Annotated in this window: 14 protein-coding genes; 9 read left to right on the forward strand and 5 right to left on the reverse strand. The window is 68.1% G+C overall.

The features are described 5' to 3' along the window. Positions 1-76: 76 nt before the first annotated feature. From ACZ3H8_RS31710 to ACZ3H8_RS31730, 5 genes are all read left to right on the forward strand, one after another. Positions 77-817, forward strand: a complete 741-nt coding sequence (locus tag ACZ3H8_RS31710) for a response regulator transcription factor (RefSeq protein ID WP_467407689.1) — start codon at positions 77-79, stop codon at positions 815-817. Beyond that, positions 814-2,307, forward strand: coding sequence for a sensor histidine kinase (locus ACZ3H8_RS31715; protein WP_467407690.1), 1,494 nt, complete (start codon positions 814-816; stop codon positions 2,305-2,307). The genes ACZ3H8_RS31710 and ACZ3H8_RS31715 overlap by 4 nt, the downstream gene beginning before the upstream one ends. Positions 2,308-2,386: 79 nt before the next feature. Then, entirely contained in the window at positions 2,387-2,788 is a 402-nt protein-coding gene (locus ACZ3H8_RS31720; protein ID WP_467407692.1) for a hypothetical protein, read from the forward strand. Further along, complete coding sequence (locus ACZ3H8_RS31725) at positions 2,788-3,009, forward strand: hypothetical protein (RefSeq protein ID WP_467407694.1); 222 nt, start codon at positions 2,788-2,790, stop codon at positions 3,007-3,009. Before ACZ3H8_RS31720 ends, ACZ3H8_RS31725 begins: the two co-directional genes overlap by 1 nt. Before the next feature lie 186 nt (positions 3,010-3,195). Then, complete coding sequence (locus ACZ3H8_RS31730; protein WP_467407695.1) at positions 3,196-4,224, forward strand: alpha/beta fold hydrolase; 1,029 nt, start codon at positions 3,196-3,198, stop codon at positions 4,222-4,224. 118 nt (positions 4,225-4,342) lie between these two features. Here the strand turns inward: ACZ3H8_RS31730 and ACZ3H8_RS31735 are convergent, their stop codons facing one another. Then, positions 4,343-6,028 carry a lysyl oxidase family protein gene (locus ACZ3H8_RS31735; RefSeq protein ID WP_467407875.1) on the reverse strand — a complete coding sequence of 562 codons (1,686 nt, stop codon included), beginning with the start codon at positions 6,026-6,028 and terminating at the stop codon, positions 4,343-4,345. A 403-nt stretch (positions 6,029-6,431) separates the two neighbouring features. Between ACZ3H8_RS31735 and ACZ3H8_RS31740 the strand changes: the two genes are divergently transcribed. After that, positions 6,432-7,655: a 4-hydroxybenzoate 3-monooxygenase gene (locus ACZ3H8_RS31740; protein ID WP_467407697.1), complete on the forward strand. Its 1,224-nt coding sequence runs from the start codon at positions 6,432-6,434 to the stop codon at positions 7,653-7,655. On the opposite strand, the gene ACZ3H8_RS31745 is transcribed toward ACZ3H8_RS31740, so the two are convergent. Together ACZ3H8_RS31745 and ACZ3H8_RS31750 are read right to left on the reverse strand one after the other, a co-directional pair. Next, a complete protein-coding gene (locus ACZ3H8_RS31745; RefSeq protein WP_467407698.1) occupies positions 7,649-9,958 on the reverse strand; it encodes an ATP-binding cassette domain-containing protein in 2,310 nt (769 codons plus the stop codon). The genes ACZ3H8_RS31740 and ACZ3H8_RS31745 overlap by 7 nt on opposite strands. Positions 9,959-10,129: 171 nt before the next feature. Continuing rightward, entirely contained in the window at positions 10,130-10,597 is a 468-nt protein-coding gene (locus tag ACZ3H8_RS31750; RefSeq protein WP_467407699.1) for an Hsp20/alpha crystallin family protein, read from the reverse strand. 181 nt (positions 10,598-10,778) lie between these two features. On the opposite strand from ACZ3H8_RS31750, the gene ACZ3H8_RS31755 reads away from it, so the two are divergent. From ACZ3H8_RS31755 to ACZ3H8_RS31765, 3 genes are all read left to right on the forward strand, one after another. Further along, positions 10,779-11,102 carry a MerR family transcriptional regulator gene (locus ACZ3H8_RS31755; RefSeq protein WP_467407701.1) on the forward strand — a complete coding sequence of 108 codons (324 nt, stop codon included), beginning with the start codon at positions 10,779-10,781 and terminating at the stop codon, positions 11,100-11,102. Positions 11,103-11,326: 224 nt separating this feature from the next. Next, entirely contained in the window at positions 11,327-13,429 is a 2,103-nt protein-coding gene (locus ACZ3H8_RS31760; RefSeq protein ID WP_467407702.1) for a SpoIIE family protein phosphatase, read from the forward strand. A 58-nt stretch (positions 13,430-13,487) separates the two neighbouring features. Beyond that, on the forward strand, positions 13,488-13,913 hold the full coding sequence (locus ACZ3H8_RS31765) for a VOC family protein (protein WP_467407703.1): 426 nt from the start codon (positions 13,488-13,490) through the stop codon (positions 13,911-13,913). A gap of 117 nt (positions 13,914-14,030) precedes the next feature. Here the strand turns inward: ACZ3H8_RS31765 and ACZ3H8_RS31770 are convergent, their stop codons facing one another. Next, on the reverse strand, positions 14,031-14,498 hold the full coding sequence (locus tag ACZ3H8_RS31770; RefSeq protein ID WP_467407705.1) for a hypothetical protein: 468 nt from the start codon (positions 14,496-14,498) through the stop codon (positions 14,031-14,033). 19 nt (positions 14,499-14,517) lie between these two features. Then, positions 14,518-15,057: a hypothetical protein gene (locus tag ACZ3H8_RS31775; protein ID WP_467407706.1), complete on the reverse strand. Its 540-nt coding sequence runs from the start codon at positions 15,055-15,057 to the stop codon at positions 14,518-14,520. Positions 15,058-15,226 lie beyond the last annotated feature (169 nt).

Genomic DNA, 15,226 nt, shown 5'->3' on the forward strand with positions numbered 1-15,226 from the left:
CGCGCGTCGTCCCGGGTAACGCAGGATGGGGCGGGTACCGGCGTGGCGCAGAGTACTGAGAGGGCGGGAGGGGCGGATGGCTGGTGACGTTGGTCGGGGACGGGTGTTGGTGGTGGATGACGATCCGGCGATCCGGCGTTCGCTGGCGCGTGGACTGCGGTTGGCCGGTTTCACGGTGGCCCTGGCAGAGGGAGGGCGGCTCGCCCTCGTCCATGCGCGCCGGGAGCCGACGGATGTGGTCGTGCTGGACATTTCCATGCCAGATCTCAGCGGAATTCAGGTGTGTCGGGCGCTGCGCGACGACGGTAACGACGTGCCTGTGCTGATGCTTTCGGCGCTGGATGAGACTACGGACCGGATTGCCGGGCTGCAGGCGGGTGGCGACGACTATCTGGTCAAGCCGTTCGCGTTGCAGGAGTTGGTGCTGCGGCTGGAAGCCCTGTTGCGTCGGCGGCCGCCTAGGGCCACGGACGTGGTGCGCATCGGCCATCTGGTGCTGGATCCCGCGGCGCGCGAGGCGCGGCTGGGCGGTGAGTTGCTGACGCTGACCCGGCGGGAGTTCGAGCTGCTGGGGGTTCTGGCACGCAATGCAGGCATCGTGCTCACCCGGAGCCAGTTGCTGGAGCGGGTCTGGGGGTACGACTTCGACGTGCGCACGGATGCCGTCGACACCTTCGTCAGCTACTTGCGGCGCAAGCTGGAGAGCGGCGGCAGGGCACGCATGATCCATACCGTGCGGGGAGTCGGCTTCGTCCTGCGCTCGGACAACGACCACTCGGACAACGATCGCTCGGACAACGGGGGCCGGAGCACGTGAAGCTGTCCACGCGTATCGCTCTCGCCGTTGGCGTCACCGTGCCCGTCATGGTGCTGGCGGCGGGATGGTTGCTGCTCCAGCTGGTCGCCCGTGATCTTCATGCCGAGCAGGACGCGCATCTGCGCGAGCGCGCGGTCGTGGTGGCCAAGGATGCCCGGCGGCTGCTGCGGGCCACCGCCGCCGACCGTCCTGCGGTGGTCGAGCAGGCGCGTGAGCGGCAGTTGTACGCCTCAGGCCTGGATGTCGGCATCCGGCTGACCGGACCGCAGGGCACCGTCTCGGGCGGACCGCAGCCCGATGCTTCCGTGCCCCTCCCGGACAGCACGCGGGGGCCGGTCACCGTCGAGGACGGGGCCAGGAACTGGCGGGTGCTAGTGGTCCGCGTGCAGGGCTCGCGTCCTGGTGTCGATGGCACGCTGTGGCTGTTCTCCCCCGATACCGCGAGCGAGGACCAGTTGGCTCTCGTACGTCGGCGCGTGGTGATGGTGGCGCTGCTGGCCGCTCCGGTTTCCGGCCTGCTGGCTCTGGCCGTCGCCTCACGGGCGAGCCGCCCGCTGCGCCGGCTGCAGCAACGCACGAACGGTCTTGACCCGAGGGCGGATACGGCGAGGCTCGACCACACAAGGACCGGGGTCACCGAGGTCGACGACCTCGCCCGGACGCTGCAGACGGTGCTTGCCCGCTACGACGAACAGGCCGCCCGGACCACGGGTGCTCTGGCCACCGCCCGGTCGTTCGCGGCCGCCGCGGCGCATGAACTGCGCACCCCGCTGATGAGCATGCAGACCAACCTGGAGATCCTCACCGAGCACCCCGACCTCGGACCGGCGGACCGGGCCGAGGTGCTGGACGATCTGCACAGTGAGCACTCCCGGCTGCTTGGCCTGCTGGTTATGCTGAGGGAACTCGGGCGGGGCGACCTGATCGAGGCCGACGCGTTCGGCCCGGTGGACCTCGCGGAGGTGATCGACGCGTCGGTCGCCGACGCCCGGCGCCGGCATTCCGCGGTGGAGATCACTGTGCCGGTCATGCCACGCCTGAGCGTGCATGGCTGGGCGCCGGGAGTACGGACGATCATCGACAACCTGCTGACCAATGCCCTGGTTCACGGGCGGGACAGCGATGGACGGGCCCGGATAGAGCTGGGTCTGCGAGCGGGCGGACATCCCACGGGGTCGGTCGCGGTGCTGACGGTGGACGACCGCGGGCCCGGCATCCCGCCGTCACGCCGTGACGCGGTGTTCCATCGCTTCGAGCGCAGGCCCGACAGCCCCGGCTCAGGGCTCGGCCTCACCCTCGTCGCGCAGCAGACCGCCCTGCACGCAGGCCGTGTCCAGGTCCAGGACCGGCCCGGCGGCAGTGGCGCGCGGATCGAGGTCCGGCTCCCCCTCCGAGAGAGCAGGCAGACCGAGATCCCCTTGCCGGCCGAGCGGGACTGGCTGATCGGAACTGCAGAGCACCCACAAGGTTTCCACAAGGACAGCCCCTAACTTCTGGGCACGCGCAGGCAACCGGGGCCTCGCCCCGTTCGTTCCCGTTGCCGTTCCCGTTCCCGGAGGAGACACCGTCATGAGGATCGCAAGGACCGCTGCCCTGGCTCTGACCAGCGTCACAGCACTGCTCACCGCCGCGGCAGGCACAGCCTCCGCCGGCGGGGGCACACCGTCGCCGGACACCGCGCCCACCGGTGATGGCGCGCAGGCCCTGTGCAAGCGGGTACCAAAGATCGAGAAGCGCCTTGAGCGGGCACTGGACCGCCTCGAAGGGGATGCGACGCAGCGCGGCTCCATCGCCCGGCTGGCGAAGCGGGTCGAGAACGCCAAGGCAGCCGGTCACACCGAGATCGAGACTTTCCTCAACGACAAACTCACCTTCCGCCGCTCCCTCGTTCCCACCCTCGAGAAGCGCCAGAAGGACCTGACCGCAGTCAAGACCTGGTGCAAGGCGAACAACAACGGGAGCGAGAAGTGATGCCCCGCCGACGTATGGCTACGGCCGTCGCGACCGCCCTTCTGCTCCTCACGGCCCTCACCGGCTGCGGGCAGGACCGGACCGGCAAGGGCAGCGGAACGGTGGACGGCACCGTGACCACCGGACCGTCGGATGTCACCGAAATGAAGAAACTCGTGGATGCCGCCGAATCGGCCGCCGCCGCAGCGGAATCCGCGGCGGCGGAAGAAGGGCAGGACTGACCCGGCGGCTCAGTATCCGGCCGGGCGCACCAGTCCCGTCTCGGCCCGGTTTGCCGAACCGGCAACGTTTCTCGCGACCGCCACGGCGCACACTCATGATCGTGGTGGAGGGCACGACACAGGTCCCGGCGACGAGGGTGCCCCTCCATGGCCCGCACGACGTCACCAAAGCTTCCAGGAGGACACATGTCGCAGCCCGCCCCTTCGGCTTCTGCCCCGGTGCCGGAGGCAAAGCACCGATTGCTGGAGGTCCCCGGTGGTCGTATCCATCTGGTGGAGCAGGGCAGCGGCCCTCTGGTCCTCCTGGTCCATGGATTTCCGGAGTCGTGGTATTCGTGGCGCCACCAGCTCCCGGCTCTCGCCGCGGCAGGCTTCCACGCGGTCGCCATCGACGTCCGCGGTTACGGCCGCTCATCGAAGCCTCGCGAGGTGGAGGCGTACCGGATGCTGGCCCACGTCGCCGACAACGTCGGAGTCGTGAACGCGCTCGGCGCACAGACGGCGGTGGTCGTGGGCCACGACTGGGGTTCACCGATCGCCGCCAACTCGGCGCTGCTACGGCCCGACATCTTCACCGCCGTCGGACTGCTGAGCGTTCCTTACGCGCCGCGGGACGGGCTCCGGCCCACCGAGACGTTCGCCCGGATCGGCGGGAGCGAGGAGTTCTACATCAGTTACTTCCAGGCGCCCGGACAGGCCGAGACGGAGATCGAGCTCGATGTCCGCGCCTGGCTGGCGGGGTTCTACGCCGGGCTCTCCGCCGACACGATGCCACCGGCCGGCGAAGGCAGTCTCTTCTTCGTCCCCAAAGACGCAAAGCTCTCCGACCGCTTCGTCAGCGACACCCTGCCCTCCTGGCTCACAGAGGCCGACCTCGACTTCTACGCAGCCGAGTTCGAGCGGACCGGACTGACGGGGCCGCTCAACCGCTACCGCAACGTCGACCGGGACTGGGAGGACCTCGCCGCATGGGACGGGGCACCGATCACCCAGCCCTCGCTGTTCATCGGCGGAGACCTCGACGCCCCCACCACCTGGATGGCCGACGCCATCAAGGCCTACCCGACGACCCTCCCCGGTCTGGTCTCCTCGCACATCCTTGAAGGCTGCGGGCACTGGGTGCAACAGGAACGGGCCGACGAGGTCAACCGGCTCCTGGTCGACTGGCTCCAGTCCCTGCCCGCCTACGCACCGCCGCTGCACGCGTCACCCTGAGACTCCCCCTGATCCTGAGACGCGCGCCCTGTCCCCGCAGCGGGTCACATGTCGCGGGCCCGGTCACGCCAGAGCGCGACCGGGCCCGTGACCTCACGTCACCCTGACCACCGGGATGTCAGGGGGCGTTGATCAGCTCATGCGGAGGGACGGTCACCTTACGGGCGCCCTTCGTGCCGCTCAGTACGACCTTGCGGAGCGCTACGTTGTTGTTCAGGTTGCTCTCGTAGAGCCGCTTTTCGGGGTTGGCGATCACCTGGATGTAGTACGTGCCGTTCGGCAGATCGGTGACGTCGAAGGACTGGCCGGGACGGTACTGCGTGTACGTGTCGCCGGAGCCGACGTCAAGCACTTCCCGCACGGAAAGCGAGCTCTGCTGGCCGCAGGCGGTGGACAGGTCCGTGTTGTCCGGGTGCCAGTTGGCGTTCTTCACCGTGTAGTCGACGGCATCGGTGTTGGCGAGGCAGAAGGCTTCCTTGCCGCTGCGCACGATCTCCTTCTGGTCGGCGCGGAGCAGGCGGTAGCTGGCGAAGTCGGTGAAGTGCCAGTGCTCGTGGCCCACGCGCGGGTCCCACTCCATGGTGCCTGTGGGCGAGTAGCCGACCTGCTTTCCGGCGGCGTCGTAGAAGTACTGATACGCGTCCATCAGGTCCTTGCCCGGGCTGCGGAAGCCGTCCACGACCAGCGGTGCCGGGCCCGCGTTCCACACATTGGCACTGAAGACCATGTAGTCCTTGCCCGGGACGTCACCGTCCTCTCCGTCAGAGATGCCGATGTCCCAGGCGGGCAGCGAACGGAGGTCGGGCTTGGGTACGTTCGGCACGCTCGCCCGGCCGGTGGGGCGCTTCGCGTTCGCCTTCAGCGCGGGCGCGATCCGGGAGCCGTCGGTGTGCCCGGGGCCGTCGCCCAGATGCGGCATCGTGCGGCCGGACTTGAGCGCGTATGGCAGTGCGGGCAGCGCGGGGGCGTCGGCACCCCGGCCCTCGTGGTAGGCGTGACCTGACCCGTTCGTCGCCTGCCCGGGTGACCCCGCTCCGTGGCCGGAGTGTCCGGACGCCTTGGAATCGTGCGAGCCCCCGGCCGATGCGCCTGCGCCTGACTCCTCAGGCTTGCGTTCGCGTACGGTCACCTTGAGCGTCTTGGGCTCGTCCGGCAGTTTGAACAGGTTGCGGTAGCGTTTCGTCACGGACACCTTGGCGGTGTACACCCCGGCCGGCACGTCTACCGGGCTGGAGTAGTAACCCGCATAGGTGTTGGACGCCCAGCCCTTCTCCACACCCCACACCGAGCCCAGTGTGAAGGGGTTCGTGGGACAGCTTTCGGGATATTTCGAGTTGGCCGGGGCGTCGGGGCGGATCCGGCCGGACGCATTGTTGGGACAGAAGGTCTCCGTCCGCTTCGCCACCACCTTGCCGCGCGCGTCGGTGAGGGTGACCTGGACGAAGCCCGGCAGGCCGGAGAAGTCCTTCACCAGACCCGCCGGAAGCGTCCTGGTCCTGGTCTTCTTCCCCTCCCGGATGATCTGCTTGGCGACGACGGGGTCCTTGTAGGACTTACGCGTCACGTTGAACTCAAGGGGACCGCCATCGGCGGTGATGTACGTACCAAGGTCCAGGTACACCCCCGATTCGCCTTCCCACCGGTCTAGGGTCACCGAGGTGGACGCGGCGATCAGACGCAGCTTGGGTGAGGACTCCGCCGCCTTGCCGACGGGCGCGGCGCCCGCCACCCCTGCGACCACGGTGAACGCTGCGGTGGCGGCGAGCGCCGAACGCCATAAACGATTGCGGTGCTGTCTGGTCATCAGTTCCTCGCTTGCGAGTGCCACTTGGACATGAGGCTGAACAGGCGGCGCACGGGCAGACCATCGACCGGCTACGGTCCGACGGGTGCTGTGCGGAATCGTGGGCCGGCCTGTGAGATCGGGGGAAACCTCCACGGGTTGCCTGCCGACTCGCAAGTTCCTGATCGTTGTCCGGAAACAGATCGCGGATCGCGGATCAAGCCGTCCCAGCGCCATTTCCACCCCGTGGACGCTCGGTTGTGGTAGGCACAGCCGCGAATGAAGTGCCTGCCATCCGGCGTTGTCACGAAACGAGAGGCCGCAGATCTCGCCCGTGCGATGACCTCTCCCGTCCTGCCCGTACCACTGGAGGTCACGGCGGTGACCGTTACGGGGCAAGACGGTTCACCGCCATACTGCTCGGATGACTGTCGCCTCCTCCCCTTCCTCCTCGGCCTCGGCACAGCGCGTTCGCGTCGTCATCGTGGGCGCAGGCCCCGCCGGTCTCACAGTCGCCAACATCCTGCGTGCCGCCTCCGTCGACTGCGTAGTGCTGGAAACGGAGAGCAGAGAGTTCATCGAACAGCGGCCCCGCGCGGGCTTCATCGAGGAGTGGGCGGTACGCGCCCTCGAACGGCGCGGGCTGGCCGACCGACTGCTGGAACATGCGCAGGCGCACAGCGAGTGCGAATTCCGATTCGCGGGTGAGCGCCACAGATTCCGGTACAGCGAGCTGTCGGGGAACCGTCACTTCGTCTATCCACAGCCGCTGTTGGTGACAGATCTGGTGCGCAAGTACGCGGACGACTCGGGTGGCGACATCCGCTTCGGCGTACGCGATGTCGAACTGCACGCCATCGACACGGAGCGGCCCTCGGTGTCCTATACGGACCCGGAGACGGGCGAGCGCCGACGCATCGACTGCGATGTCATCGCGGGCTGCGACGGCGCACGCGGCGTGACGCGCGCCTGCCTGCCGCCGGAGCACATCACCGTCGCCCGGCACGACTACGGCATCGGCTGGCTGACTCTCCTCGCCGAGGCACCGCCGTCCTCCGACTGCGTCGTCTTCGGCGTCCATCCGCGTGGCTTCGCCGCCCATATGGCCCGAAGCCCCCAGGTCACCCGCTTCTACCTCGAGTGCTCGCCCGGCGACGACCCGGACAACTGGCCGCACGAGCGGGTGTGGTCCGAGCTCCACGCCCGGCTGTCGGTGGACGGGGCCCGGCCGCTCGCCGAGGGACGGCTCATCGAGAAGCGGGTACTGGACATGCACAACTACGTTGTCGAGCCGATGGCATACGGACGGCTGTATCTGGCGGGCGACTCGGCCCACCTTGCGGCGCCGATCGCCGCGAAGGGCATGAACCTCGCGCTGCACGATGCGCTGCTGCTCGGCGACGCGCTCGTCGCGTACTGCGGCAAGGGCGACGACAGCGGTCTGCGCGGCTACTCAACGGCCTGCCTGCGGCGCGTGTGGCAGTACCAGGAGTTCTCGCAGTGGCTCTCCGAGGTGCTGCACGGGGCCTCGTCGGGCGACCCCTTCCGGGCGGGCTCCGCGGCCGCCCGGCTGCGGCGGATCCTCGGATCGCCCGCCGCCGCGGCCGCCTTCGCCGAGTTGTACATCGGCAAGGACACCGACTACTGACCCCACCCGCGGACTGGCTGGGCACCCACATACTGGCGCAGGTGCTGTGCCGTCAGGGTGTCCGACGAGGCCACGAGATCGGCGGGCGTACCGGTGAAGACCACACGCCCACCGTCGTGGCCACCGCCCGGACCGAGGTCGATCAGCCAGTCTGCGTGCGCCATCACGGCCTGATGGTGCTCGATGACGACGACCGTGTTGCCCTCGTCGACCAGCCGGTCCAGCAGGGCGAGCAGCTTGTCCACATCGGCCAGGTGCAGGCCTGTGGTCGGCTCGTCGAGGATGTACGTCGAGGACTTCTCGGCCATGTGAATGGCCAGCTTGAGCCGCTGCCTCTCACCACCGGAGAGCGTGTTCAGCGGCTGGCCGAGGCGCAGATAGCTCAGGCCGACGTCGGCGAGCCGCCCGAGAATCGTGTGTGCCGGCCCGGAGGGGAAGAACGCGTGCGCCTCCGCGACCGACATCGTGAGCACCTCACTGATGTTCTTGCCGTGCAGCTGGTACGTGAGCACCTCCGGCGTGAACCGCTTGCCCTCGCACTCCTCGCACACCGAGGCCACGCCGGCCATCATCGCGAGGTCGGTGTAGATGAGCCCGAGTCCGTTGCAGTTGGGGCATGCGCCCTCCGAATTGGCGCTGAACAGCGCGGCCTTGACGCCGTTGGCCTTGGCAAAGGCGGTTCGGATCGGGTTCAGGAGCCCGGTGTACGTTGCCGGATTCGAGCGGCGCGAACCACGGATCGGCGACTGGTCGGCGACGACCACGCCCTCGCGACCGGCGAGATAGCCGTGGATCAGCGAGCTCTTGCCGGAGCCTGCGACTCCGGTGACGACGGTGAGCACACCGAGCGGGATGTCGACGCTGACGTCCTTCAGGTTGTGCAGATCGGCGCCCTTGATGGACAGCTGTCCCCGCGATGTGCGGACGGCCTCGCGCAGGTGGGCCCGGTGTTCCAAGTGCCGCCCGGTGAGGGTGCCGGAGGCGCGCAGCCCGGCGACGTCCCCGCTGAAGCAGACCTCACCGCCGGCCTCGCCCGCACCGGGGCCGAGGTCCACCACATGGTCGGCTATCGCGATCACTTCGGGCTTGTGCTCGACCACGAGCACGGTGTTTCCCTTGTCACGCAGGAGCAGCAGCAGTTCGTTCATGCGCTGGATGTCGTGCGGGTGCAGGCCGATGGTCGGCTCGTCGAAGACGTATGTGACGTCCGTGAGGCTGGAGCCGAGGTGCCGCACCATCTTCACGCGCTGTGCCTCACCGCCCGAGAGTGTGGAGGCGGGGCGGTCGAGGCTCAGATAGCCGAGCCCGATCTCGGCCAGGGACTCCAGGAGATGGCGCAGATTGCCGAGCAGCGGGCCGACGCCGGGGTCGTCGATGGAGCGTATGAACGCGGCCAGATCGCTGATCTGCATCGCCGAGCACTCGGCGATGCTCACGCCATCGATCTTCGAGGACAGGGCGGCCTGTGTGAGCCGCGTGCCGCCGCACTGCGGGCACTGGGTGAAGACCACGGCCCGGTCGACGAAGGCCCGGATGTGGGGCTGCAGCGCCTCACGGTCCTTGACGAGCCAGCTCCGCTGGATCTTGGTGAGGAGACCTTCATAGGTGAAGTTGTTGGACCCGACCTTGACCTTGACGGCCGTTTTGCGAAGGAAATCCTCCCACTCCTGGTCGGTGAAGTCCCCGAGCTTCTTGTCCGGGTCGTAGAAGCCTGACGCGACCATGATCGACCAGGGCCAGGAATCCACGGCGTAGCCGGGGACGGTGATCGCGCCCTCGTTCAATGACTTCTCGCGGTCCACCAGTTGGTCCACGTCGATGTCCGACACCTGGCCGAGCCCCTCGCACCTGGGGCACATGCCCTCGGGCATGTTGAAGCTGAAGGCGCCGGAGGTGCCGATGTGCGGGGTGCCGAGGCGACTGAAGATGATCCGCAGCATTGTGTACGCGTCGGTGGCGGTGCCCACCGTGGAGCGGGAGTTGGCACCCATCCGTTCCTGGTCGACGACGATCGCCGCACTCAGATTGTGGAGCCCGTCGACGTCCGGACGGCCGAGGCTTGGCATGAACGACTGGATGAAGGCCGTGTACGTCTCGTTGATCAGGCGCTGCGACTCGGCGGCGATGGTGCCGAAGACGAGGCTCGACTTGCCGGATCCGGAGACTCCGGTGAAGACCGTGAGGCGCCGCTTGGGCAGATCGATGTCGACGTTCCTGAGGTTGTTCTCGCGGGCTCCACGGACCTGGATCACCGTGTGGCCGTCGGCGGGGACCAACTCATGACTGGAATGGGCAGCGGGCATTCGGGTTCCCTTTTCCTCTTTCTCACGCCCGCAGGCCGGTCGTGTCCGGTTGAGCGACTGCCCGCGCCACGGTCCGAACATCATAGAGAGGCATACGACTTCGGGGTACGCGGTGCGGGCCGGACACCCCACGCGGGGTGTCCGGCCCGGGATGAGCCGGGATGGGCTGGATCAGTCGGCGCTGGTGGTGAGCTGCTTGGCGCCGGCTGCCTCGCTCCGCTGGATCTCGACCCGGCGGGGCTTGGCGTGCTCCAGGACCGGGATCCGGACGGTGAGGACACCGTTGTCGTAGCTCGCGTCGACCCGGTCGACGTCGAGGTCGTCAGGCAGCGTGAGCCGTCGGCGCTGGGTTCCGTGGATGCGACCTCGCACGTACACCGTGTCGCCGTCCCGCTCGTCCGCCCGGCGGGTCGCCTCGATCGTCAGGGTGCGCCCGTCAACGGTGACGTCCAGGTCCTCCGGCTGAACACCGGGCAGGTCGAGCCCGATCACCAGCTCTCCGTCCCGGCGCAGGACGTCCATCAGCATCGAGGTGCTCACCGTGCCGCGAGCTCCGTCCGCCTTGTCGAGCAGCCGTCGGCTGAGCCGGTCGAAGTCGGCGAAGAACGGGTCCAGGTTCAGATTCTCCAACAGCATCATGGCTGGCACTCCCTCCTCGTCACACGGGTGCGTCACCGGCGGTACCTCGGTGCACCGCCGAGCTGGTCTTGCACATCCATATTAGAAAACCTGTCGCCAGAGTTGCAAGTTCTATACACCATGAGATACATGTTCTATGTCGCCTCAGAGCCCGGTTTCCGCGAAACAGCGAGGCAGCCCTGTGAAACTCACGATCGACGACGCACATGCCCCCTTGTTCACCATCGGGCAGGTGTCGGACATGCTCAGCGTCGAGCAGGCATTCCTGCGGCGCCTCGATCAGCAGGATGTCGTGCGCCCGGCGCGATCCCAAGGCCGGCAGCGCCGGTACAGCCGCCACCAGATCGATCAGGTGGCCGAGGTGCGGGCCCTGATGGGTGAGGGGCTGACCCTGGCCGGTGTCCGCCGGGTGATCGAGCTACAGGCACGAGTGGTCGAGCTCGAGGCCGAACTCGCTCAAGAGCGGGCGCACCGGGCACCCCGGGCGGGCACCGAGCCGCGCTGAGGAGCAGCGCCGCCAGGATGGCGGAGAGGAGCCCGGTCCGTGGCAGCGGCGTTACTGAGCCATATTTTCGCCCCGGGCGGGCACGCGGGAGGTACGGAGGCGGCACCGCTGCTTGCCTCGGCGAGGACACTGGAGACGTTGGGAAGGATCGGCAGCCCCGGGCGTCGCCCGGGGCGGAGCCCGGGACTGGGCAATGATGGCTGCAGACGGACGGAGGGCCTGGGATGTGTGCGATCGAATCCTTCCCGGGCGACCCCGCCCGGGAAGGGGGAAGCACATCCGAGCCGGGCGGCCTGTTGGATGTACTGAACGTCGCCGCCGCGGTGCTGGATGCGGACGGCCGGATCGTGCTGTGGAGCCCACAGGCCGAGGAGTTGTTCGGGTACACCGCCGACGAGGCACTCGGCCGGTACGCAGGCCGCCTGCTGGTGCATGAGCAGCACCTGGAACTGGTGCGCCACCTGTTCGCCGAGGTCATGGGAGGCCATGGGGGCTGGGCAGGTGTCTTTCCCGTCCGCCACAAGGACGGCAGCACGCTGCTGGTGGAGTTCCGCAACATGCGGCTGGAGGACGACCAGAAAGACCTCTACGCCCTGGGCCTGGCCACCGAGCAGACGACGCTGCGGAGCGTGGAGCGAGACCTGGCGCTGTCCACTCGGCTGATCTCTCAGTCCCCGATCGGGTTGGCGGTCGTGGACACAGATCTGCGGTACGTCATGGTCAACCCGGCGCTTGAGCGCATCAACGGTCTGCCCGCTGCCGAGCATGTTGGCCGACATGTCCGTGAGGCTGTGCCGTTCTTGGACACCGAGGCCATCGAGTCCGCAATGCGCGAGGTCCTCGCCACCGGCATTCCGATCCTTGACCGGGAGTTCGTTGCGCGCACCCCGGCCGACCCGGACCGAGAGCACGCCTGGTCAGTCTCGTTCTACCGGCTGGAGTCCTCCAACGGGAGAGTACTTGGGCTGGCCAAATCAGTCGTCGACGTCACCGAGCGGCACCGCGCCACGTCCGAGGCTGCCCAGGCTCGGCAGCGCCTCTCGCTCGTCGCCGACGCATCCATACGTATCGGCACCACGCTCGACCTTGACCAGACTGCCCGTGAACTCGCCGCGGTGTCGGTACCCGAGCTGGCCGACGTAGCCGCGGTGGATGTGCTCGACAGCGTCCTGAACGGCCGCTCGGCCGTCGTGATGCACGAAGGTCCCGCGGTATTCCGCGCGCTCGCCGTGGCCGCCTCGTACCCCACCGATGCCGTACGCGCGGCTGATCAGCCCGGTGAGGTTGCCCGGTACGAGGCCGACCGGCTGGTCACCCACTGCGTGAATACCGGTCGCCCGGTCCGCGTGTCCCGGGTGCAGGGCGATGATCTGTCGCGTATCGCCAGCAGCCCCGAAGCCGCCGCGTTGCTGGCCGACGCCGGTGTGCACTCTTACCTGGCCGTGCCGCTGATCGCTCGCGGCGAAGTCCTTGGCGCCCTGGACCTGAAGCGCACCCGCAATCCGGAGCCGTTCAACGCTGACGACGAGGTCCTGGCCGGCGAGCTCGCCGCTCGGGCTGCCGTGTGCATCGACAACGCCCGCTGGTACCGGCAGGTGCGCAACACCGCCCTCACCCTCCAGCAAAGCCTTCTCCCGCAGCAGCCACCGGACCAGCCCGGCCTGGAGATCGCCTACCGCTACCAGCCCGCCGAGGCCGCGATTGAGGTCGGCGGCGACTGGTTCGACGTCATCCCCCTGACGGGCGACAAGACCGCACTCGTCGTCGGCGACGTCATGGGCAGCGGCATCAGCGCGGCCGCCACGATGGGTCAACTCCGCACCGCGACCCGCACCCTGGCCGAACTCGACCTCGACCCTGCCGAAGTGCAGCGCCACCTCGACCGCATCACCGACCGCATGGGGCAGACCATCACCACCTGCATCTACGCCGTCTACGACCCGCACCAGGGCCAGTGCCTCATCTCCAGCGCCGGACACCTCCCGCCCGCCCTGGTGCGCCCCGGCCGTCCCCCCGAACTGCTCGACCTGCCGACCGGCGCCCCGCTAGGCGTGGGCGAGGTCGCCTTCCACACCACGACAGTCGCACTGCACCCCGGCGACGAACTGGTCCTCTACACCGATGGCCTCGTCGAGACACGCGACCAGGCCATCGATGAACGCCTGGACGCTCTCCTTGCCCTCCTCGCAAAGCCCCAGCGATCCCTCGAGGAGACGTGCGACGTGCTCCTGCATGCCTTGCGACAGCCCGGAGACCACGACGACGTGGCCCTGCTCATCGCCCGAGCGCGCCCCAGTGCCGTGACCGGGGAGACGACGCCGACCTGACGCCCGCCGACCTGACGCCTGCCGCGCGCGAGCCCTCGCCATTGCTCACAGTGGGGGTATGAACACAGACGACAGGAGCATCCTGGACAGCGCACGCGTCGCGACCAGGCTGCCCGCCCAGGACCTGGAGCGAGCGCGGCGGTTCTACTCCGAACAGCTCGGTCTCGAGCCGGTGGACGAGCGGCCCGGTGGGCTGTTGTATCGCTGCGGAGGCGTGGACTTCGCACTGTTCCAATCGGCGGGAGAGTCACCCGGCACCTTCACTCAGATGGGGTGGGAGGTCGACGACATCGAGGCGGCCGTGTCGGAACTCAAACGGCGCGGCGTGGTGTTCGAGGAGGTCGACCTGCCCGGGCTGCGGACCAGGGATGGGATCGCCGAGATCGACGGGAACTACCCGAGCAAGGGCGCAAGGGGTGAACGCGGAGCCTGGTTCCGCGACAGCGAGGGGAACATGCTGGGTGTCGGAGAGCCGGTCCTCTGAGCGGGCCGCCCGGCTTGGAGAACGGGGCGGCCCGCACCCCGCTACGACGTGGGTAAGACCGTCAAACGCGAACCCAGCCTCATCGCACGTCAAGGATCCCGAGGACAAAGGACAAGCTCAGAAACCGGACGGCGCGAGCACGGCCTTGTAGTGCGTCAGGTCCCACGCATTGCGTCCGTACCCGATGGAGATGAAGATGTCCGAGGTCCGGCCGCTGAAGTTCGCCGTCTTCGTCGTCCAGACACCGTTGCACTCGCTGAAGTCCTTGCTGCCATGCTCCCCTGCGACTCTCGCCCGGGCGCAGACACCGTCGGTGCGGGAGTCGAGCAGCTGGAACTTCACCGTCTGCCAGTAGGAGCCGTCGAAGATGTTCTTCCCCCAGACGACGGTGCAGTTCCGGATCTTCGCATGGACCACTCCGCTGGAGTCCTTGCTCTCCAGAGTGCCGCAGCTGACGGTCTGCGTACGGTCACCGTCATCGGCAACCGCCGCGGCCGGCAGCAGCAGGACCCCGCCGATTCCGACGGCCGTCAGTGCGGAGGCCGCAACGCCCCTCAGAGACGTCTTCTGCAGACGTTCAGACATTTGCTTTCCCCCTCAACTCTCAGAAACCGGACGGCGGCGTGACGTTCGTGCTGATCTTGCCGTACGTGGAGTTGGTGCCGTAAGCGACCCTGATGAAGATGTTCGTGGTCCGGCCCCTGAAGTTCGCCGTCTTCGTCGTCCAGACGCCGTTGCACTCGCTGGACGACGCGCTTGCCCCGGTCTCGGACGCTATGACTCGTGCCCGAGCGCACACACCGTCAGTGCGGGAGTCAAGCAGCTGGAACTTCACCGTCTGCCAGTAGGAGCCGTCGAAGATGTTCTTCCCCCAGGTGACGGTGCAATCCCGCAGCCTGGCATGGGTCACTCCCGCTGCGTCGTTGACCCACAGGGATTCGCAGCCGACGGTCTGCCTACGGTCGCCGTCGTCGGCGACGGCCGCGGTCGGCGCGACCGCGGCCCCGGTGAGCGTCGCGGCCAGTGTCAGGGCGGAGACGGCGACGATCTTAGCCCGGGACAGCTCGCGCCCTTCACAACCAACAAGAGGCCCGGAGAGCCGAGATGGTTCGCGGTGCTGCAGAGGCCCTCGGATCGAAAACACACGCTTGACGGTCGGTGGACGGTTCTGCATTGAGTCCTCCCCTGATTCACTTCGAGCGGTCGCCCGGAGTGTCGATCGGTTCTTCACCGGCTCCACCGTGTGCCGGAGACGGCTTGCCTGGAAGGCGTGGCGGCGTCGGACAAACAACCCCGGACAAAAAACCGGCGTC

The organism is Streptomyces sp. NPDC002868 (assembly GCF_055563295.1).

Coding starts and splice junctions, on each gene's coding strand:
- ACZ3H8_RS31710 (WP_467407689.1), top strand. CDS start 77: ATGGCTGGTGACGTTGGTCGGGGACGGGTGTTGGTGGTGGATGACGAT.
- ACZ3H8_RS31720 (WP_467407692.1), top strand. CDS start 2,387: ATGAGGATCGCAAGGACCGCTGCCCTGGCTCTGACCAGCGTCACAGCA.
- ACZ3H8_RS31725 (WP_467407694.1), top strand. CDS start 2,788: ATGCCCCGCCGACGTATGGCTACGGCCGTCGCGACCGCCCTTCTGCTC.
- ACZ3H8_RS31730 (WP_467407695.1), top strand. CDS start 3,196: ATGTCGCAGCCCGCCCCTTCGGCTTCTGCCCCGGTGCCGGAGGCAAAG.
- ACZ3H8_RS31735 (WP_467407875.1), bottom strand. CDS start 6,028: ATGACCAGACAGCACCGCAATCGTTTATGGCGTTCGGCGCTCGCCGCC.
- ACZ3H8_RS31740 (WP_467407697.1), top strand. CDS start 6,432: ATGACTGTCGCCTCCTCCCCTTCCTCCTCGGCCTCGGCACAGCGCGTT.
- ACZ3H8_RS31745 (WP_467407698.1), bottom strand. CDS start 9,958: ATGCCCGCTGCCCATTCCAGTCATGAGTTGGTCCCCGCCGACGGCCAC.
- ACZ3H8_RS31750 (WP_467407699.1), bottom strand. CDS start 10,597: ATGATGCTGTTGGAGAATCTGAACCTGGACCCGTTCTTCGCCGACTTC.
- ACZ3H8_RS31760 (WP_467407702.1), top strand. CDS start 11,327: ATGTGTGCGATCGAATCCTTCCCGGGCGACCCCGCCCGGGAAGGGGGA.
- ACZ3H8_RS31765 (WP_467407703.1), top strand. CDS start 13,488: ATGAACACAGACGACAGGAGCATCCTGGACAGCGCACGCGTCGCGACC.
- ACZ3H8_RS31770 (WP_467407705.1), bottom strand. CDS start 14,498: ATGTCTGAACGTCTGCAGAAGACGTCTCTGAGGGGCGTTGCGGCCTCC.